The organism is Micromonospora echinofusca (assembly GCF_900091445.1).
Taxonomy (GTDB): domain Bacteria; phylum Actinomycetota; class Actinomycetes; order Mycobacteriales; family Micromonosporaceae; genus Micromonospora; species Micromonospora echinofusca.
Genome location: NZ_LT607733.1, coordinates 2,511,665 through 2,530,469 on the forward strand (window position 1 = coordinate 2,511,665; position 18,805 = coordinate 2,530,469).

Genomic DNA, 18,805 nt, shown 5'->3' on the forward strand with positions numbered 1-18,805 from the left:
GCCGTGTCACGCACGCACGAGAGGCAGGGAAGCCTGATGACGACAAATCAAGGGGGCCGACGGGCGGCACCACCCAGACGACGGTCGCGGTGGTTCTTAGCCGGCGGCCTCGTGGCGGGCAGCCTGGTGGCGGGGGCGGCCGGGCTGACGGGCGTCTCCGCCGTGGCCGCCGACCGGGACCTGCCCGCCGCCTCGGACGTGCCCGCGCTGGCGCTGCGGGCCGACGACCGCTCCGGCGAGGGCCACCGCGGCGACGCCGTCGAGGACCGCGACCACGCCCGCGAGGAGCGGCGCGGCGGCAAGCCGGACGGCCGGCCCGCCCGCCCGGGCCAGGGGCAGCGCCCGGAGGTCCCCGTGCCGTGCGACTCGGCGAAGCTGATCTCGGCGCTGGTCCGGGCCAACGCCGAGGGCGGCGCCCACCTGCGGTTGGCGTCGAAGTGCACGTACGAGCTGACCCACGCGTTCCAGCAGCCCGACGAGTACGACGGCGGGATCCGCGACGCCCGGGAGGCCGCCGACAGCGCGGAGAACCCCGGCGACGCCGAGGCGCCCCCGCGCAACCCGCAGCACGACCGGGCCGGGCTGCCCGTCATCTACCACCCGATCTCCATCCGGGGCGAGGGCGCGACCATCGTGCGTGACGTGCACGCCGAGGCGTTCCGGTTCTTCACCGTCCGCGACGGCGGGGAACTGACCCTGTCCGACGTGGTGCTGCGCAACGGCCTCTCCGCCGCCGAGGGCGGCAGCATCCACGTCGTGCACGGCGCCTCCGCCGTGGTCGAACGCACCACGATCGTCGACAGCACCTCCCTCTCGGCGGAGGGGGGCGGCGGCGGGATCTTCAACGACGGGCACCTGGTGGTCGCCGGCAGCACGTTCGTCGACAACCACGCCGCCGGCACCGCGGGCAAGGGCGGGGGCCTGCTCAACGGTGGCGTGCTGAGCCTGGAGACCTCGCAGTTCCGGGGCAACAGCGCCGTGGCGTACGGCGGCGGCCTCGCCAACTACCGGGGCGCGGCCGAGGTGCACTCGAGCACCTTCGCGCACAACAACGCGGCGCAGGGCGGCGGCGTCGCCAGCTTCTCGGCGCGTACCCGGGTCGCGGACACGAAGGTGGTGGGCAACACCGCCCAGACCGGCGGCGGCATCGCCAACTCGGACGCGTTGATCTTCCTGCGCGGCCTGGAGGTACGCGACAACACCGCCACGGGCAACGGCGGCGGCATCTCCACCTTCCAGGGCCTGCTCCCGCTCGACGACAGCGTCGTCTCGGGGAACACCGCGCGGGGCTCCGGCGGCGGGATCCACGCCCAGAAGTCGAACCTCCTGGTGCGCCGCAGCGAGGTCGAGCGCAACCACGCCGTCGGCGCGAAGTCCACGGGCGGCGGCATCTTCGCGACGCTCGGCCAGGTCTCCCTCTACTCCAGCCGGGTGGCCGGCAACGTCGCCACCGTGAAGCCGGGCGGCCTCTTCGCCGACAAGGCCCGGGTCAAGGTCGACGACGAGACCGACATCATCGACAACGAGCCCACCAACTGCGAGGGCAGCAGGGTGCCGGTCGCCAACTGCTTCCGCTGACCAGTCGGCGGGCCGTCCCGGCAGGGGTGGCCCGCCGACTGGGGCGCATCCGGCCCCGTCGGTCGATCATCGCGATCGCGGCGGCCGGGTGCGCCCTCTCGTGTCGTGGGGGCACCGGCCGACGGGCGCGTGGGCGGCTCAGCCGAGGGCGCGCAGCCGGGCGGCGAGGTCGCCGGCGAAGAAGTCGAGGAAGCCGTCCGGGTCGGGGCCGGCGTTCTGGAGCACGACGTGGTCGTAGCCCGCCTCGACGTAGGCACGCACGTGCGCCACGTGCGCCTCCGGGTCCGGCCCGACGGAGAACAGCTCCCGCACGTGCCGCTCCTCGACGTACGCGCTGGCGGCGTCGAAGTTGACCGGGTTCGGCAGCTCGCTCATCACCTTCCATCCGGTCACCATCCACCGGCTGGTCTCCAGCACCGCCTGCACGGCCTGCTGGTCGTCGGCCGCCCAGGCCATCGGCACCTCGGCGTAGCGGGGGCCGTCGCCACCGGCCTGCCGGTAGTGCTCGACGATGGACGCCTCCGGCTCGGTGACGAACAGGCCGTCGCCGAGTTCGGCGGCCATCGTCGCCGAGGAACGGCCGCTGGCGGCCACCGCGATCACGGGCGGGGTCTCCGGCAGGTCGAAGACCCGGGCGTCCTCCAGTTGCAGGTGCTTACCCTCGTACGAGCGGTAGCCGCCCTGCCAGAGCAGCCGGATGATCTCCAGCGCCTCGCGGAGCCGCTCGTGCCGGCCCCGTACGCTGGGGAAACCCTGCCCCACCACGTGCTCGTTGAGGCGTTCCCCGGCCCCGACGCCGAGGGTGAACCGGCCCTCGGAGACCAGCGCCATGGTCGCCGCCGCCTGCGCGATGATCGCCGGGTGGTAGCGGACGGTCGGGCAGGTGACCCCGGTGGCCAGGCCGATCCGCTCGGTCTTCGCCGCGACCGCGCCGAGCACGCTCCAGGTGAACGACGAGTGCCCCTGGGTGTCGAGCCACGGATGGAAGTGGTCGCTCATCTCGACGAAGTCGAAGCCCACCTGCTCGGCCCGGACGGCCTGCCGGATGATCTCCTGCGGCCCGTACCCCTCGGCGGCGAGCTTGTAGCCGATCCTCATCCCGGTGCTCCCGTCCCGTGCGGCGGTGGTGGCGCAACGCCGGTTCCCGCGGCCGGGGCCGGCAAACGTCGCGGCGCCGCGCCAGCGGCCGCACCGGGCGGGCTCCCGCGCGGGTACGGTCGGCGGCGCGGCCAGGGCCGCATGTGGCCGGCGCCTCGTACACCTCGCTGCCGCCGTCGATGGGGGACCGCCACACCGCGCCGTGCGCCGACGAGGACAACCCCAGCCTCCTAGGACGCTCTGCGGGGTGTGCGGGCGGCCGGAGGGGATCGAGGCGCGGCGCGACGCGGGGGAGAGCGCGACGACGGGGAGAGCGCGACGACGGCGACCGGCCCGGCTGTTCGGGAAGGGGAAGTGCCCGGACTGCTCCGGACATGGCGCGGCCCGCGCCCCGAGCGGGCGCGGGCCGGAGAGTGTGGGTCCTACTCGGACGGCTGGGGCAGCTCGCAGTCGACCTTGGGGTTGGCGCCGATGTAGTTGAGCGGCCCGGCCACGATCGTCACCAGGATCGTGCCGGCCTCGGCACAGTTCGTGTCGTCGTTGTTGTAGTAGCCGCGTTGCCCGGCGGCGACCGCGCCGATGATCAGCCAGATCACGACCAGGACTCCGAATATCGACGTGCCGCGCATCGCTGCCTCCGCAAGGGTGTGGTGGATCGAGGTGCTGGGCGTTGTACCCAATCGCGATGAACGGCTAACGGCCCGCCGGCAGCCCCACCGGGGACCACGCGTGTGGACCGACGCGGCAGGCCTTCCGCTCGCGTCGCGGGCCGGAAGGACGACATCGCGGCGCCCGGTGGACGGGCGCCGCGATGTCGGCTCGATCGTGCGGGGTACGCGCCCGGCGCCGACGACGAGCACGGCGGCCGGGATCACGCCGGTCAGGCGTCGGTGCCGCCCACCGGGGTCGGCAGGGCGGTGGCCGCCTCCTGCGGGGCGCCGGCGAGCACCTTCGCCTGCTGCGGCCAGGTCGCCAGGCTCGGCGCGGCCCGCAGCCCGGCCGCCCGGATCGTCTCCCGCAGGGCGGCCTCGTCCAGCTCCGCGAGCTGCCGGTACGTGCGGATGCCGGCAGCCTGCAACGCCGCGGCCATCTTCGGGCCCACGCCCTGGATCCGACGGAAGTCGTCGGCGGCGGCGGAGTCGGAGTCGGAGTCGGCGGCGGGCGGGGCGGTCACCTCGCCGCGCGGCGCCGGCACGACGACCGCCCCGACCGGCGTCGGCTCCGACTCGACGGGTGCGGTGGCGGCCGTGGCCGTGGCCGTGGCCGGAACGTCCACCTCGGCGGCGGCCGTGGCCGGCTCGGCGGCGGCGGGCGCGGTGTCGGGCTCGACCGGGACGACGGGGGTCGACTCCGGCTCGGCGGCGGCGGGCGCAATCTCCGGCCCGGTCACGTCCGCCGGCTTCGGGGTGACGGCGACGGGGGCGGGCTCCTGCGTCGCGGCGGGGACGTCCCGCGGCTCGACGGCCGGGGCGGGCTCCTGCGCCGGCCGGTGGTCGACGGGGCCGGTCACTTCGGCCGCCGCCGGCAGGACGATCTCATGGTCCGGCCGGGCGTCGGCGGCGGTGGCCGGTGGCGCGGGGTCGGTGACGGGCGCCGGCACCGGGTCACCGGTCAGGGCCATGTCGGCCGGGTCGACGTCGTCGGCCCGCGACGCGTCGGCCGTGACCACGGTGGCCGACGGTGCGGTCGCCGGGTCGGCGTCGGTCGGGGCGTCGGCCCCGGGCGCGGCGGGGACGCGGTCGGCGACGGCGTCCGGCCTGGGATCCACGGTCACCTCCGGCCGCGCCTCGTCGAGGGTCGCCACGGGCGGCGGGTCGACCACCACGGCGGTCATGCCGGCGACCGGGTCACCGTCCACCATGGGCGAGCCGTGCGTGGCGGTCGCGGCGTCCTGCCGGCCGCGCCAGAACCAACCGCCCGCCGCACCCACCACCAGGGCCACGATCAGTATCAGCCAGTGCCCGAAAGACCACGCCACGGCAAACCTCCCTATCGTTCACGTCCGGAAACCCGCGAGAAAAACTCGCCGCAGCTTCGCACACGCGCGTAGGCGCCGACGGGCAGGACCGGATGTCCGCCGTCGCGCGGGACGGATCGCACCGGCGGTGTCCGGCGGGCGACGCAGGGTCGCCACCGGGGCGTACGTGTGAGGTCGTCGTCCGGGACCGGGTACGCGGGGACCCCGGCACCCGTGGCGGCGCCGGGGTCCCCGTCGGACGCTCAGTCCTCCTCGCCCCGGTAGCTGTAGAAGTCGTCGACGAAGCGGCGCGCCAGCCGGGGCACCCGACTGGTGACGCCGAAGTAGCCCCGCGCGCCGAGCAGCGCGAGCCGACCGACGACCGGCTTGTACATCCGGTCGTCGCCGTTGGTGCCGCTGCGGTTGAGCGAGTCGGCGACGCGGGCGAACCCGTACGGCACCATGGCGGCCTCGTAGTCCGCCACCGCCTGGAGCAGCGTCTTGTCGCCCGTCGCGGCCTGCCGCAGTTGCCGGCAGAGCAGGGCGGCGTCGCGCAGGGCCGTGTTGGCGCCCACCCCGCGTCCCGGCGTCATGGTGTGGATGGCGTCGCCGAGCAGGGTGACGGTGCTGCTCTTCCACGGCGGCACCGGCTCGCTGGTGGCCACCTTGATGGGCAGGGCGCTGTCCGGGTCGCCGCGGGCGAGCAGTTCGCGCAAATTGGGGTGCCAGTTGCGGGTGAGTCGCAGGGCGAGCAGGATCAGCTCCTCGCCGCGCCGCTCCATCACGTCGGCGGGGAAGCGGCGGGCCGTGCTCCACACGACCAGGTTGATGTTGTCGCGGGTGTTGTCGTGGCGCAGCCCCGGCCAGCCGCGCAGCAGCTCGGCGTCGGCGGGGTCCACACCGGGTTTGAGCGACCCGTCGCGGTCCCACTTGAACTCCATGACGTGCAGCACGCCCATCATCCCGCCGGTGCCGAAGATCAGCGAGATGCCCTGCTCGATGCGCTCCGGCAGCAGCCCCCGGGTGTGCGGGGTCAGCGGGATCCGGGTGGCGATGTTGATGGTGCCGGCGTCGCGGGTGACCGCGTGCGGCAGGTACTGGCGGCGTACCGCCGAGTGCGTGCCGTCCGCGGCGACGAGCAGGTCGCCGGTGGCGGTGCTGCCGTCGGCGAAGTGCGCGGTCACGGTGCCGTCGTCGCGTTGGTCGTACCGCGTGAAGGTCTTGTCGAAGTGGACGACGTCCTCCATGCCGGTGAGCAGGACCTGGCGCAGGGTCATCCGGGCCACGGACCGTTCGGTGTTCACCGGGTCGGTGTCCGGCCGGAGCGTGAACGAGGCGGTGCGGCGCATCCCCTGGGTGATGACGTTGAAGTAGCGGGGGGAGCGGGCACAGGTGGCGAGGTAGACGTCGAAGAGGGCGGGCGGCAGGCACTCGCGTAGCGCGCGGCTTCCCGTCGGTCCGATGCCGACCCGGTAGCCGAGCAGCCCCTCGCCGCGCGTGCGGTAGCGCTCGTAGACGGCGACGCTGATCCCCGCCCGGCGCAGGCCGTGGGCCAGGCACAGTCCGCCGGTGCCGGCCCCGATGATGAGTACGTGGGGTGGTCTGGACGACATGGCGACCGCCCCGTTCAGCCGGCCGGGCGCGACGACGAGGTCGCGTCGGCGGCGTCCCACCGGTAGAAGCAGCCCGCGATCGCGTCGCGCGGCGAGCGCCAGGTCGGCAGGTACGGCGTGGTGTGCGCGGAGAGCCGCTCGTTGACCTGCCGGTAGAGCGGGTGGTTGCGGGCGTCGGCCAGGGCGTCCGGTGCCACGTCGGCGGTCTCCATCAGGTGTACGCACAGGTCGTGCAGGCAGTACAGGGACCGGTGGCGGACCCCGGTCAGGGCGGGTAGTTCGGTCGCGTCGGACTCGGCGAAGATCTGCGCCACCCGACCCTCCGCGCCCGGGATGATCCTGCTGACGATCAGAAGACGGCTCATGGGACCCCTCTCGCCGGTGGTGCTCCGCGACGATGGCGGAGCCCACGGACTGTTGTGCGCCCACCGTGCCCGGGGGACTGTCACCTGCCCGTCACACCGACCGTCGCGCCGGTGACGCCGCGTCAGCGGGCGCGGGGCGCGAGCCGGGTGGACGGCCCCCGGGGCGGCCCGGGCGGGGCCTCGCGGGTGGCCTCCCGGATGGGCGCGAGGGTGTCGTCGAGCAGGGCGGTCATCGCCGCCGAGGGCTCCAGCCGCAGTTCCCGCAGCAGCAGGTCGCGGTAGACGTAGAAGGCGTGCACGGCCTCGAAGGCGTTGCCCTCGGCGAGGTGGATGCGTACCACCAGCCGGTGCGGCGTCTCGCGCAGCGGCTCGGCGGCCATCGCCTCCAGCGCGGCCTCCAGGGCGGCGCCGTGGCGGCCCGCCGACAGGTGCTGGCCGGCCAGCTCCTCCAGCATGTGCAGGCGCAGTTGGCGCAGCCGCTCCCGGTCGGCCAGCACCCAGTCGTCGTACCAGCCGGGGAGCAGGTCGTGCCGGCCGGCGGCGAGGGCCGCGGCGGCGCACGGGTCGTCGCCGTCGCGTACCCGTGCCGCCGTGCCGACGAGCGCGTCGACGTCGACGTGGACGACCGGGGCGAGGCAGACCGTGTCGCCGGAGGTCACGATCGGGCAGCAGGGGTCCTGCCGCAGCCGCCACAGGGCGGTACGCAGGGACGACAGCGCCCGTTCCTCCGGCGCGTCGGGCCAGAGCAGGCCGGCCAGGTGACTGCGGGTGGCGCCGGGGCGCAGCCCGATCAACGCGATGACCCGTTGCAGGCCGCGCGGCACCACGACCGGCGCGTCGGCGTGCAGCAGCCGGAACCCGCCGAGCAGGTGCAGTGAGATCTCGGCGTCGGACCGGCACACGGTGATCGGCGTCGACGGATCAGCGGCCACGGCGGCACCCCCTGCGGAACGCTCGTCCCGACTCGTCTGCTGTCCCCGGCGCGGCTGCCCATGACCCCACTGTCGGATCGCTCCGCCGCGGCACGGCGTCGCGCGCCGCGGCCGCCGGGCTGACCGTGACGAAGATTATCAATTGCGGTAACTCTGGGTCAATGTCCGAACAGAGGATCGCGCTTACCTGTCGGCGTCCACGAGAACCGTTCCGAACTGCCCAGAGTCCACTATGTGTAGCCCGTGTCGCACAGCTCATGCACAGCTTGCGTCAACGCAGCGTCACGAAGGCTGCGTCGCCGTGCGGCGGTCGCCGGTGACGCCGCCGTGACGCCCCTGGCCGCATCGTGGCGCCAGTCGTCCGGCTCGGCCGGTGCCGTCGTCACCGACGCCGGATGCCGTGGAGGGAGGCCGGTCCATGGACCGTTCGCTGATCGTCGCGAAGGTGGTGCCGAGCGCCGAGGCGCGCGTCGCCGAGATCTTCGCGGAGTCCGACGCGACCGAGCTGCCGCGCCTGGTCGGCGTCACGCACCGCTCGCTCTACCGGCTGGGTGACCTGTACGTGCACCTGCTGGAGACGGAGGCGCCGGGCGGGGCGGCCGTCGAGGCGGCCCGTGGCCACCCCGAGTTCGCCCGGGTGAGCGCCCGGCTGCGGCCGTACGTGTCGCCGTACCTGTCGACGTGGCGGGAGCCGCGCGACGCGATGGCCCGCTGCTTCTACCGCTTCGACGCCGCGCCGGCCGGACGGCCGTCGTGACCGCCACCGCGCCCCGCGACGGGCAGCTCTGGTCCCGGTGCGGCGGCTGCGCCACCCTGCTGTACCGCAAGCGGCTGCGGCGCAACCTCGACGTCTGCCCCGAGTGCGGCGCGCACGCCCGCGTCGACGCACCCGAGCGGCTGGTGCAGCTCGTCGACCCGGGGTCGTTCACCGCCCTGCCGGAGCGGCCGGCCGAGGTCGACCCGATCGGCTTCGTCGACCTGCTGCCGTACCCGCACCGGCTCACGGCCGCCCGCGCGGGCACCGGACTGGCCGAGGCGGTGGTCTGCGGCACCGCCACCGTCGGGCGGTATCCGTGCGTGCTGGCGGTGATGGACTTCCGCTTCCTAGGCGGCAGCCTGGGCTGCGTGGTGGGGGAGCTGATCACCCTGGCCGCCGAGCGGGCCCTCGCCGACGGGGTGCCGCTGGTCCTCGTCACCGCCTCGGGCGGGGCGCGGATGCAGGAGGGTGTCCTGTCGCTGATGCAGATGGCCACGGTCAGCCAGGCGGTCGCCGCGCTGCGGGAGGCCGGCCTGCTCACCGTCAGCGTGCTGACCGACCCGACGTACGGGGGCGTGGCTGCCTCGTTCGCCACCAACACCGACGTGGTGCTCGCCGAGAGCGGCGCGCGGATGGGCTTCGCGGGCCCCCGGGTGATCCGGCAGGTCACCGGCCGGGACCTGCCGGAGGGTTTCCAGACCGCCGACTTCCTGCTGCGGCACGGCCAGGTCGACATGGTGGTGCCCCGGCACGCGCTGCGGGGCCGGCTGGTGGCGCTGCTCGCCGCCGCCCGCGCGGGCCGCCGCCCCGCGTCCCGTGCCGGCGTACCCCGGCAGGAGCCGTCGCCGCTGGTTGCGCGGCCGGCCGGCGGGGCCGCCGCGACGACGGTGCCGGGCCCGGCCGGCGACGCCTGGGAGACGGTACGGCTGGCCCGGCACCCCGGTCGGCCGACCACTCTGGACTACCTGGAGACGGCGTTCGACGGTTTCGTCGAGCTGCACGGCGACCGGCTCGGCGGGGACTGCCCGGCCGTGGTGGGCGGCCTGGCGCGCCTCGACGGCAGGCCGGTGATGGTCGTGGGGCACCAGAAGGGGCACACCACCGCCGAGCTGGTCGGGCGCAACTTCGGCATGGCCAGCCCGGCGGGGCACCGCAAGGCGCTGCGGCTGATGCGCCTCGCCGCCCGGCTCGGCCTGCCGGTGGTAACCCTGGTCGACACCCCGGGGGCCGATCCCGGCGTGCGGGCCGAGGAACAGGGGCAGGCGGCGGCCATCGCCGAGAACATCCTCGCCCTGACCGTGCTGCCCACCCCCGTCGTCGCCGTGATCACCGGCGAAGGCGGCAGCGGTGGGGCGCTGGCCCTCGCGGTGGCCGACCGGGTGCTCATGCTCCAGCACGCCGTCTACTCGGTGATCAGCCCGGAGGGCTGCGCGGCCATCCTCTGGCCCGACCGGGGCGCCACGCCGCAGGCGGCCCGCGCGTTGCGGCTGACCGCACCCGACCTGTGCCGGCTGGGGATCGTCGACGACCTCGTCCCCGAGCCGGCCCCGGCGGCGCACCACGACCCGGGGGCCGCCGCCCGGGCGCTGCGCGAGGCGGTGCTGGCGCAGCTGCTGCCGCTGCTCGACGTGCCGCCCGCCACGCTGGTCCGCCGCCGGCGGCAGCGCTTCCGGCGCTTCGGCGCGGCTCGCCTCGGCGCCCGGGCGGGTGCCCGGTGAGCGCCGGCGCGAGCCCCGTCGGGTCCCCGCCGTCGCCACCAGCCCCCGCCCCGGAGCAGGCGCCCGCCCCCGCCCCGGAGCAGGCGCCCGACGCGGAGGCGGGGCGCGGCACGGACGCCGTGCTGGCCGGGCTGCGGCGGCACGCCCGACACCTCGTCGCCGAGCTGCCCGGCCCGCTGCGGCGGGTGCGGCTGCGCGGCGGGGACACGGTGCTGGAGGTGGAGTGGCACGGCACGCCCGCCGAGCCCGTATCCGCCGCCGACGCGGTGCGCCCGGCGCCCCCGCCGGCCGCCGCGCCCCCGCCGGACCGGTACGCCGTGCGCTCGCCCATCGTCGGCACGTTCCACCGCGCCCCGGAGCCGGGCGCCGCGCCCTTCGTCGCCGTCGGCGACCTGGTCCGTCCCGGGCAGGTGGTCGGCATCGTCGAGGCGATGAAGCTGATGAACGAGGTGAGCGCCGAGCGGGGCGGCCGGGTCGTCGAGGTCCTCGCCACCGACGGCCAGCCGGTCGAGTACGACCAGCCGCTGGTCGCGCTGGATCCGGACTGAGGGGCGGGCCGCGATGTTCGAGAAGGTCCTGATCGCCAACCGGGGGGAGATCGCCCTGCGGGTGCTGCGCGCGTGCCGAGAGCTGGGGGTGCGTACGGCGGTGGTCTACTCCACCGCGGACGCCGACTCCGCCGCCGTGCGCCTGGCCGACGAGGCCGTACGGATCGGGCCGGCGGCCAGCCGGCGCAGCTACCTCAACGCCGCCGCGATCGTGGAGGCGGCCCGGCAGGTGGGCGCGCAGGCGGTGCACCCCGGCTACGGGTTCCTCTCGGAGGACGCCGACTTCGCCGAGATCTGCGCCGACAACGGCCTGACGTTCATCGGCCCGCCACCGGAGGTGATGGCCGTGCTGGCCGACAAGTCCTCCGCGCGGGCGCTGATGCGCCGGGCCGGGCTGCCCCTGCCGCCGGGCAGCGTCGCGCCGGTGCCCAGCGCCGCCGCGGCGGCGGAGGTGGCCGCCGAGGTGGGCTACCCGGTGATCGTCAAGGCGGCGGCCGGCGGCGGGGGACGGGGCATGACGGTGGTCGCCACCCCGGCGGAGCTGCCCCGGGCGTACGCGCGCACCCGCGCCGCCGCCCAGGCCGCCTTCGGCGACGACCGGGTGTACGTGGAGCGGTACCTGACCGACGCCCGGCACGTCGAGGTGCAGTTGCTGTGCGACTCCCACGGCAACGGGGTGCACCTGGGCACCCGGGACTGTTCGGTGCAGCGCCGCCACCAGAAGCTGGTGGAGGAGGCCCCCGCCCCGGCGCTGTCGGCCGGCACCGGGGAGGCCATCGCGGAGTGCGCCCTGCGCGGCGCCCTGCACGCGGGGTTCACCGGCGCCGGCACCGTGGAGTTCCTCGTGGACGGCGAGGAGCGGTTCCACTTCCTGGAGATCAACTGTCGGATCCAGGTGGAGCATCCCGTCACCGAGATGATCACCGGGATCGACCTGGTGCACGAGCAGCTGCACATCGCCGCCGGGGTGCCGCTGCGCTGGCGGCAGGAGGACGTCCGGCCGCACGGGGTGGCCATCGAGTGCCGGGTCAACGTGGAGGACCCGGACCGCGGCTTCGCCCCGACGCCCGGGCGGCTGGACCGTTTCACCCCGCCCGGCGGCCCCTTCACCCGGGTCGACACGCACGGGCACGCCGGCTACCTGTTCGGCCCGCACTACGACTCCCTGCTGGCCAAGGTGGCGGTCTGGGCCCCGGACCGGGAGCTCGCGCTCAACCGGCTGGAGCGCGCCCTCGACGAGTTCGACGTCGCCGGCCCCGGGGTCCGTACCACCATCCCGTTCGTCCGGCGGGTGCTCGACGACGCCGGGTTCCGCAAGGGCCGCTACACCACCGGCCTGGTCGAGCAGTTGCTCGCCGGCCCGCCCGACGCACACCACAGGAGGCACCGATGACCGTCACCCATGGCCGTCCGCTGACCGCCGAGATCACCGACATCCTGGTGGCGAACTGCGGGCTGGACGCCGACGCCGCCGCCCGCGCCCCGGCCGCGTCCCTGGAGGAGCTCGGCATGGACTCCCTGGCGCTGCTGGAACTCTCCGCCGTGGTCGCCGACCGGTGGCAGGTGCAGATCCCCGAGCAGGCCGGGCAGCTCAGCATCGCGGGCGTGGCCGAGCTGGTCGCCCGCCGCGCCGACACACCCGGGCACACCGAGAACAGCGTCCTCATCGCCGCGCCGCTGCCGCTGGTGTGGGACGTCACCAACGACGTCGCGAACTGGCCGGAGCTGTTCACCGAGTACGCCCGCGCGGAGATCCTGCACCGCGACGGCGACACCGTGCGGTTCCGGCTCACCATGCACCCCGACGAGAACGGCACGGTGTGGAGCTGGGTCAGCGAACGCACCGCCGACCCGGCCACCCGCCAGGTCCACGCCCGGCGGGTGGAGACCGGGCCGTTCGAGTACATGCGCATCCACTGGCGCTACACGCAGGAGCCCGGTGGCACCCGGATGACCTGGGTGCAGGACTTCGCGATGAAGCCGACCGCGCCGGTCGACGACGCGGGCATGACCGACCGGATCAACGCCAACAGCGCGGTGCAGCTCGCCGTCATCAAGGAGAAGGTCGAGCGGCTGGCCGGCGCCGGCGCGACGACGGGAGCCGGCGATGAGTGAGCGCGACCTGCGGCTGGTGGCCGCCGCCGACGTCGCCCCCGACAGCCGCCGTGGCGGTGAACTGCGGGTGCTGCTCGGCCCGAAGACCGTCGGCAGCACCTCGGGTTTCATGGGCGTGGCGGCGCTGCGCCCGGGGGAGCGGATCGCCGAGCACTACCACCCCTACAGCGAGGAGTTCCTCTACGTGGCGCGCGGGGCGATCACCGTCGACCTGGACGACGAGCCGGTGCCGCTGCCCGCCGGGCAGGCGCTGTTCGTGCCGCGCAACGTGCGCCACCGGCTGCGCAACACCGGCGAGGAGCCGGCCGAGGTCGTCTTCCACCTCGGCCCGCTGGCGCCCCGGCCCGAGCTCGGGCACGTCGACACCGAGCTGGTCGAACAGCGAGGCGGATCGTGAGCGCGAGGAGTGAGCCGGGGTTGCGAGCCCCGCAGTCGCGAACAGAGGTGACGTCGTGAGCGCGAGGAGTGAGCCGGGGTTGCGAGCCCCGCAGTCGCGAACAGAGGTGACGTCGTGAGCGGGCGCCGCACGGTGGTGACGGGCGTCGGGGTGGTCGCCCCCGGCGGCGCCAGCCGGGACCGGTTCTGGAAGACGATCACCGAGGGGCGTACGGCGACGCGGCGGATCACCTTCTTCGACCCGTCGCCGTTCCGGTCCCAGATCGCCGCCGAGTGCGACTTCGACCCGGTGGCCGCCGGCCTGGGCGCGACCGAGCTGCGGCGCGCCGACCGGTACGTGCAGTTCGCCCTCGCCTGCGCCGCCGAGGCCGTCGCCGACGCCGGACTGGACCTCACCGACGCCGAGCGGGACCGCGCCGGCGTGGTGCTCGGCACGGCCGTCGGCGGCACCACCGCCCTGGAGCAGGAGTACGTGACGGTCAGCGACACCGGCCGGCGCTGGCTGGTCGACGCGGCGCGCGGTGGCCCGTACCTCTATCAGGCGCTCGTGCCCAGCAGCCTCGCCGCCGACGTGGCGTGCCGGCACGGGCTGCACGGCCCCGCGCAGGTGGTCTCCACCGGCTGCACCTCCGGCATCGACGCGATCGGGTACGCCCACCAGCTCATCGCCGACGGCGAGGCCGACATCGTGCTGGCCGGCGCCGCCGACTCGCCGATCTCCCCGGTCACCGTCGCCTCCTTCGACGCGATCAAGGCGACCAGTCCCGACAACGACGACCCGGCGCACGCCTCGCGCCCGTTCGACGCCGACCGGCACGGCTTCGTCCTCGCCGAGGGCGCGGCGGTGCTGGTGCTGGAGGAGGCCGGGCACGCCCGCCGTCGCGGGGCGCACGTCTACTGCGAGGTGGCCGGCTACGCCAGCCGCAGCAACGGCTACCACATGACGGGGCTGCGGCCCGACGGGCTGGAGATGGGGCTGGCCATCTCGGCCGCGCTGAGGCAGGGCCGCATCGCTCCCGAGCAGGTCTCCTACATCAGCGCCCACGGCTCGGGCACCCGGCAGAACGACCGGCACGAGACGGCCGCCTTCAAGCGTGCGCTGGGTCAGGCCGCGTACGGGGTGCCGATCAGCTCGATCAAGTCGATGGTCGGGCACTCCCTCGGTGCGATCGGCTCGATCGAGATGGCCGCGTGCGCGCTGGCCGTCGAGTTCGGCGTGGTGCCGCCGACGGCCAACTGGAGCACCCGCGACCCGGAGTGCGACCTGGACTACGTGCCGAACGAGGCGCGGGAGCTGCCGGTGGACGTGGCGCTCTCGGTGGGCAGCGGCTTCGGCGGTTTCCAGTCGGCGATGGTGTTCCGCCGGGAGCCCGCCGGGGTGGTGTCGTGACCGCGCGGGCCGTGGTGACCGGCATCGGCGTCGTGGCACCCAGCGGGGTCGGCGTGGACGCGCACTGGCGTACGGTGCTCGCCGGCACCCGCCGCACCGGGCCGATCACCCTGTTCGACCCCGCCGGCTACCCGACCCGCCACGGCGGGGAGGTGCCCGGCTTCGACGCCGCCGCGTACGCCGACAACCGGCGGCTGGTGCAGACCGACCGGTGGACGCACCTCGGTTTCGCCGCGACCCGGCTGGCGCTGGCCGACGCCGGCCTGCCCGAGCGGGCGCCCGACCCGTACGGCTACGCCGTAACGCTGGCCAGTTCCTCCGGCGGGAACCTGTTCGGTCAGCGGGAGCTGCAACGGCTCTGGGGCGGGCCGTCGCGCACGGTCGGGGCGTACCAGTCGATCGCCTGGTTCTACGCGGCCAGCGTCGGGCAGCTCTCCATCCACCACCAGTTCAAGGGGCCGTGCGGGGTGCTGGTCGCCGAGGCCGCCGGCGGGCTGGACAGCCTGGCGCACGCCGCGCGGGCGGTGCGCCGGGGCACGCCGGTGGTGATCGCCGGGGCGACCGAGTGCCCGCTGAGCCCGTACGCCCTGGCCTGTCAGCTGCGCTCGGGGCTGCTCAGCGACGTGTCCGACCCGGAGCGGGCGTACCGGCCGTTCGACGCCGCCGCCAGCGGTTACCTGCCGGCCGAGGGCGGCGCGGTGTTCGTGGTGGAGGAGCTGGGCCACGCACTGTCGCGGGGCGCCCGCGTCTACGGCGAGGTGACCGGCTGGGGGTCGACCCACGACGCCGCGCACACCACGGCGGACACGGCCGGCGACCCGGTCCAGTACGCCCGCGCGATGCGGCTGGCCCTGGAGCGGGCCGGCGTCGGGCCGGAGGCGGTGGACGTGGTGCTGCCCGACGCGCTCGGCGTGCCCCGCTACGACCGCAGCGAGGCCACGGCGTTGCGCGCCGTCTTCGGCGACCGCCCGCCCCCGGTGACCACCCAGAAGCCGCTGACGGGCCGCGCCCATCAGGGCGGCTCGGCGCTGGACGTGGCCACCGCGCTGCTCGCGTTCGGCCACGACACGCTGCCGGCCTCCGCCGGGCCGCACGAGGTGGCCGAGGGCTGCGAGCTGGACTTCCTGCGGGAGCACCGGCGGCCGCGCAGCCGGCTGGCGCTGGTCTGCGCGCGCGGCTTCGACGGGTTCAACAGCGCGCTGGTCCTGCGCGGGGCCGCGCCGCAGAGGGGAGCGACACCGTGAGCGAGCAGGTCACCGGTACGACGCCCGTCGGGGCGCAGCGGCGTGCCGACGCGGGCGGGCAGCGGGCGCGGGTGGTGTTCCTGGTGCGGGTGCCGACCGAGCGCACGGAGGCGTTCCTGGCCGCGTACGAGCAGGTCCGGCACCTCGTGGCCGGCAGCGTGCCCGGGCACCTCGTCGACCAGGTCTGCCGCTCGTCGGCTGACCCGGAGCAGTGGCTGATCACCAGCGAGTGGGCGAGTTTGGCCGACTTCGAGGCGTGGGAACGCAGCCCGGAGCACCGGGACCTGGTCCGGCCGATGCGGGAGTGCTTCACCGACGCGCGGTCGCTGCGCTTCCTCATCCACGCCCAGACCCCGGCCGTGGCGCGGGCCTGATCCGCGCACCGCGCAGGACCGGGCCCGGCGGTCAGCCGCGGCCCGGCGTCCGGGCGGCCGTGGGTGGGGCGGTCGGGCGCCGGGCGTGGTGGCAGGCTGCGGGGATGAGTGAACGCGACCTGCCCGCGCTGACCCGGGCCGAGCAGGAACTCGTCGAGCGCTACCTGCGCGTCGTCGACCTGGTCGCCCGGCTGAACCCGGCCCGCGACAGCGGGCACTTCGACCCGCTGGGCTGCGTGCTCGCCGCTCAGGCCCTGGCGGCCGAGGCGCGGGCGATCGCGGCCGTGGCGGAGCTGATGCGTGAGCGCGGCGAGACGGAGCTGCACGCCGGCACCCTGGCCCGCGCGATGCGCGCGATGGACGGTGAGCGGCGTACCGCCCGCGTGGCGCTCCCACCTGCCTCCTGACCTCCCTCCACCACCCGTTCGAAGACCGCCATCGGCCGTCCGGTGGGCGTCTCGCGCCGTACGCACGATGGGTCATCCGGCGGTCACCCTGCGCCGCCGTACGCGCCCGATACTGCCCGCCGAACCGGTCGTGGGCAATCCGGCCGGCCGCTCTTTCTGATCTAGCCATTCGCATCTAGCTATGCGTCCGGACGGCGTCGTAAGGTTCCCCGCAGCACCCCGACAGGCACACCTTATGGGCGGTTCCGCCCTATCTGAGGCTGGGCGGTGAACGGTAGTGACGACGGGAAATCCTGCGGCGACAGACCCGCTCTGGGTTGACGAAATTCTGCTCCAAGGCCGTTCCACCGACATTTGTCTCCGACTACCCGAACCGGTCGACCGGGGCACCCTGCGCCGGCTGGTGACCGGGGCGCAGGCCCGTCTCGCCGCGGCCGGACTGCGTCCCGGCGGCGCCGCCGCGCTGCGGCTGCCGCCCTCGCTGGCGTACGTGGTGAACCTGCTGGCCACCTGGCGCAGCGGGGCGCAGGCGATCCTGCTCGACCACCGGCTCACCGACCACGAGGTCGGCCGGGCGCTGGAGCGGCTCACCCCGCAGGTGGTGGTGGCCCCGGTCCGCACCGGCGGCGGCGGACTACGGATCTTCGTGGACGTCACCGAGGGCGTCACCGCGTACGCCGACCGCCCGGCGGTCAGCGGGCACGCCGTGATCCAGCTCAGCTCCGGCTCCACCGGACCGTCCAAGGTGATCGGCCGTACCGCCGAGGACCTGGTCGCCGAGGTGCACCGCTACACCCGCATCGACGGCGTGGCGCTGCCCGGCGAGCGGATCATCCTGCTGCCCTCGATGGTGCACGTGCTGGGCCTGGTCGGCGGCCTGCTCTACGGCCTGCACGCCGGCGTCGAGCTGGTGCCGCCGGAGCGCCTGGCCGGCGACGCCGTGCTGGCCGCGATCGCCGCCGACGACTCGCCGGCCACCGTGCTCGGCGTGCCGTTCCACATCGGACTGCTCGCCTCCACCCGGCCCACCGGGCCGCTGCCGCAGTTCAAGCGGATGACCACCGGCGGCGAGCTGGTCCCGGCCGCCGTCGCCGCCGCCTTCGCCGACCGCCACGGCGTGCCGCTGGGCAACATGTACGGGATGACCGAGGTCGGCGTCATCGGCACCGACCTGCACGGCCGGCACCGCCCGTCCATCGCCCCCGCGCCCGGCATCGAGGTCCGGGAGGTCGACGGCGAGCTGCGGGTGAGCTGCCCCGCGTCGCCGTACGTCGGGCTGAGCGACCCCACCCGCTGGGCCGACGGCTGGCTGCACACCCGCGACGCCGGCACCGTCGATGCCGGCACGGGCCTGGTCACCGTCCGCGGGCGGCTCGACTCGCAGGTCTCCGTCGGCGGCCTGAAGGTCGACCTGACCGAGGTGGAGGCGACCGTCGCGGCGCTGCCCGGCGTCGCCGCCGCCGTCGTCGTCTTCGACGGCGCGATCACCGCCTACGTGCAGCCCGACGGGCCGCTGTCGCAGGAGGTCCTCGACGAGCTGCTCGCCGAGCGGCTGGCCGGCTACAAGCGACCCCGCACCCTGCGCCTGGTGGCTCAGTTGCCGCGCACCACCACCGGCAAGCTGGTCCGCTCGACCGACGCGCTGCGTACGGCGGCGACGTGACCACCGTGCCGCGCCGCCCCGACGTGCCCGTCCGCCTCGACCACGACCACCTCGACCGGCGCCGCGTCGACGGCGTCGACGGCGACCGCCAGGACCAGGCCCGCGCCCACGCCCGGATGCCCCACGCGCAGCCGCGCGAGACCGGGCACCGGCCGCAGCGACGCCTCCGCGTCGACGGGCACCGGCATCCGCCGGCGCAGGCCACCGTCGCGCAGCCCCACCCCGAGCGCCTTGCCCACGGCCTCCTTCGCCGTCCACAGCCGCAGGAAGTCCGTCACCTGCCCGTCGGCGGGCCGCCCGACCAGCCAGGCCGCCTCGGCGGGGGCGTACCACCGGCGGGCCAGCGCCGCCGCCGGCAGCGGCCGGCACCGCTCCACGTCCACGCCCACCGGGCCACCCGCCCGGGCGGCGACCACCACCACGGGCCCGGACCGGCTGACGCTGACCGGCAGCCGCGCCCCCGCGCCGCACACCGCGACCAGCGGACGCCCGTCGCGGCCGCGCTCCACCACGATCTCCGCCTCCGCGCGGCCGAGCAGCGCGGCACCCGCCCGCCGCAACAGCCGACCGGCCGGGGCCGGCCGACCGCCGACGCCCCGACCGATCCACACGTACGCGGTGTCCCGACCGGGCACCGGTAACTGGCTCAC

19 protein-coding genes are annotated in these 18,805 nt (G+C 75.4%); 12 read left to right on the plus strand and 7 right to left on the minus strand.

What is annotated here, in order from left to right; all coding sequences use genetic code 11:
• The first annotated feature begins 36 nt into the window (after window positions 1–36).
• Entirely contained in the window at window positions 37–1,578 is a 1,542-nt protein-coding gene (locus tag GA0070610_RS11105) for a right-handed parallel beta-helix repeat-containing protein (protein WP_088999952.1), read from the plus strand.
• Window positions 1,579–1,716: 138 nt separating this feature from the next.
• On the opposite strand, the gene GA0070610_RS11110 is transcribed toward GA0070610_RS11105, so the two are convergent.
• From GA0070610_RS11110 to GA0070610_RS11135, 6 genes are all read right to left on the minus strand, one after another.
• On the minus strand, window positions 1,717–2,676 hold the full coding sequence (locus GA0070610_RS11110) for a TIGR03557 family F420-dependent LLM class oxidoreductase (protein ID WP_088999953.1): 960 nt from the start codon (window positions 2,674–2,676) through the stop codon (window positions 1,717–1,719).
• A gap of 422 nt (window positions 2,677–3,098) precedes the next feature.
• A complete protein-coding gene (locus tag GA0070610_RS11115; protein ID WP_088999954.1) occupies window positions 3,099–3,305 on the minus strand; it encodes a hypothetical protein in 207 nt (68 codons plus the stop codon).
• A gap of 251 nt (window positions 3,306–3,556) precedes the next feature.
• A complete protein-coding gene (locus GA0070610_RS11120) occupies window positions 3,557–4,654 on the minus strand; it encodes a helix-hairpin-helix domain-containing protein (RefSeq protein WP_088999955.1) in 1,098 nt (365 codons plus the stop codon).
• 242 nt (window positions 4,655–4,896) lie between these two features.
• Window positions 4,897–6,246 carry an FAD-dependent oxidoreductase gene (locus GA0070610_RS11125; protein WP_089003421.1) on the minus strand — a complete coding sequence of 450 codons (1,350 nt, stop codon included), beginning with the start codon at window positions 6,244–6,246 and terminating at the stop codon, window positions 4,897–4,899.
• A gap of 14 nt (window positions 6,247–6,260) precedes the next feature.
• Window positions 6,261–6,611 (minus strand): TcmI family type II polyketide cyclase, encoded by a 351-nt coding sequence (locus GA0070610_RS11130; protein ID WP_088999956.1) that lies wholly within the window; start codon window positions 6,609–6,611, stop codon window positions 6,261–6,263.
• Between the two features lie 122 nt (window positions 6,612–6,733).
• Complete coding sequence (locus GA0070610_RS11135) at window positions 6,734–7,543, minus strand: AfsR/SARP family transcriptional regulator (protein ID WP_088999957.1); 810 nt, start codon at window positions 7,541–7,543, stop codon at window positions 6,734–6,736.
• A gap of 418 nt (window positions 7,544–7,961) precedes the next feature.
• Between GA0070610_RS11135 and GA0070610_RS11140 the strand changes: the two genes are divergently transcribed.
• From GA0070610_RS11140 to GA0070610_RS11190, 11 genes are all read left to right on the plus strand, one after another.
• Window positions 7,962–8,300 (plus strand): TcmI family type II polyketide cyclase, encoded by a 339-nt coding sequence (locus GA0070610_RS11140; protein WP_088999958.1) that lies wholly within the window; start codon window positions 7,962–7,964, stop codon window positions 8,298–8,300.
• Window positions 8,297–10,018 carry an acetyl-CoA carboxylase carboxyltransferase subunit alpha gene (locus tag GA0070610_RS11145; protein ID WP_088999959.1) on the plus strand — a complete coding sequence of 574 codons (1,722 nt, stop codon included), beginning with the start codon at window positions 8,297–8,299 and terminating at the stop codon, window positions 10,016–10,018. Before GA0070610_RS11140 ends, GA0070610_RS11145 begins: the two co-directional genes overlap by 4 nt.
• 119 nt (window positions 10,019–10,137) lie before the next feature.
• Window positions 10,138–10,566, plus strand: a complete 429-nt coding sequence (locus GA0070610_RS11150; protein WP_231926181.1) for an acetyl-CoA carboxylase biotin carboxyl carrier protein — start codon at window positions 10,138–10,140, stop codon at window positions 10,564–10,566.
• 13 nt (window positions 10,567–10,579) lie between these two features.
• The gene (locus GA0070610_RS11155) at window positions 10,580–11,959 is read left to right on the plus strand and encodes an acetyl-CoA carboxylase biotin carboxylase subunit (protein ID WP_088999961.1); all 1,380 of its coding nucleotides are present in this window, start codon (window positions 10,580–10,582) and stop codon (window positions 11,957–11,959) included.
• Window positions 11,956–12,681: an SRPBCC family protein gene (locus GA0070610_RS11160; protein ID WP_088999962.1), complete on the plus strand. Its 726-nt coding sequence runs from the start codon at window positions 11,956–11,958 to the stop codon at window positions 12,679–12,681. The genes GA0070610_RS11155 and GA0070610_RS11160 overlap by 4 nt, the downstream gene beginning before the upstream one ends.
• Window positions 12,674–13,078, plus strand: a complete 405-nt coding sequence (locus GA0070610_RS11165) for a cupin domain-containing protein (protein WP_088999963.1) — start codon at window positions 12,674–12,676, stop codon at window positions 13,076–13,078. The genes GA0070610_RS11160 and GA0070610_RS11165 overlap by 8 nt, the downstream gene beginning before the upstream one ends.
• A 114-nt stretch (window positions 13,079–13,192) precedes the next feature.
• Window positions 13,193–14,467, plus strand: a complete 1,275-nt coding sequence (locus GA0070610_RS11170; protein WP_088999964.1) for a beta-ketoacyl-[acyl-carrier-protein] synthase family protein — start codon at window positions 13,193–13,195, stop codon at window positions 14,465–14,467.
• Window positions 14,464–15,711, plus strand: a complete 1,248-nt coding sequence (locus GA0070610_RS11175; RefSeq protein WP_088999965.1) for a beta-ketoacyl synthase N-terminal-like domain-containing protein — start codon at window positions 14,464–14,466, stop codon at window positions 15,709–15,711. The genes GA0070610_RS11170 and GA0070610_RS11175 overlap by 4 nt, the downstream gene beginning before the upstream one ends.
• Entirely contained in the window at window positions 15,708–16,085 is a 378-nt protein-coding gene (locus tag GA0070610_RS11180) for an antibiotic biosynthesis monooxygenase family protein (RefSeq protein ID WP_392567300.1), read from the plus strand. Before GA0070610_RS11175 ends, GA0070610_RS11180 begins: the two co-directional genes overlap by 4 nt.
• Window positions 16,086–16,189: 104 nt before the next feature.
• Window positions 16,190–16,492: a hypothetical protein gene (locus GA0070610_RS11185; protein WP_088999966.1), complete on the plus strand. Its 303-nt coding sequence runs from the start codon at window positions 16,190–16,192 to the stop codon at window positions 16,490–16,492.
• Window positions 16,493–16,769: 277 nt separating this feature from the next.
• Window positions 16,770–18,155, plus strand: coding sequence for a class I adenylate-forming enzyme family protein (locus GA0070610_RS11190; protein WP_088999967.1), 1,386 nt, complete (start codon window positions 16,770–16,772; stop codon window positions 18,153–18,155).
• On the opposite strand, the gene GA0070610_RS11195 is transcribed toward GA0070610_RS11190, so the two are convergent.
• The gene (locus GA0070610_RS11195) at window positions 18,086–18,805 is read right to left on the minus strand and encodes a 4'-phosphopantetheinyl transferase family protein (RefSeq protein WP_088999968.1); all 720 of its coding nucleotides are present in this window, start codon (window positions 18,803–18,805) and stop codon (window positions 18,086–18,088) included. The genes GA0070610_RS11190 and GA0070610_RS11195 overlap by 70 nt on opposite strands.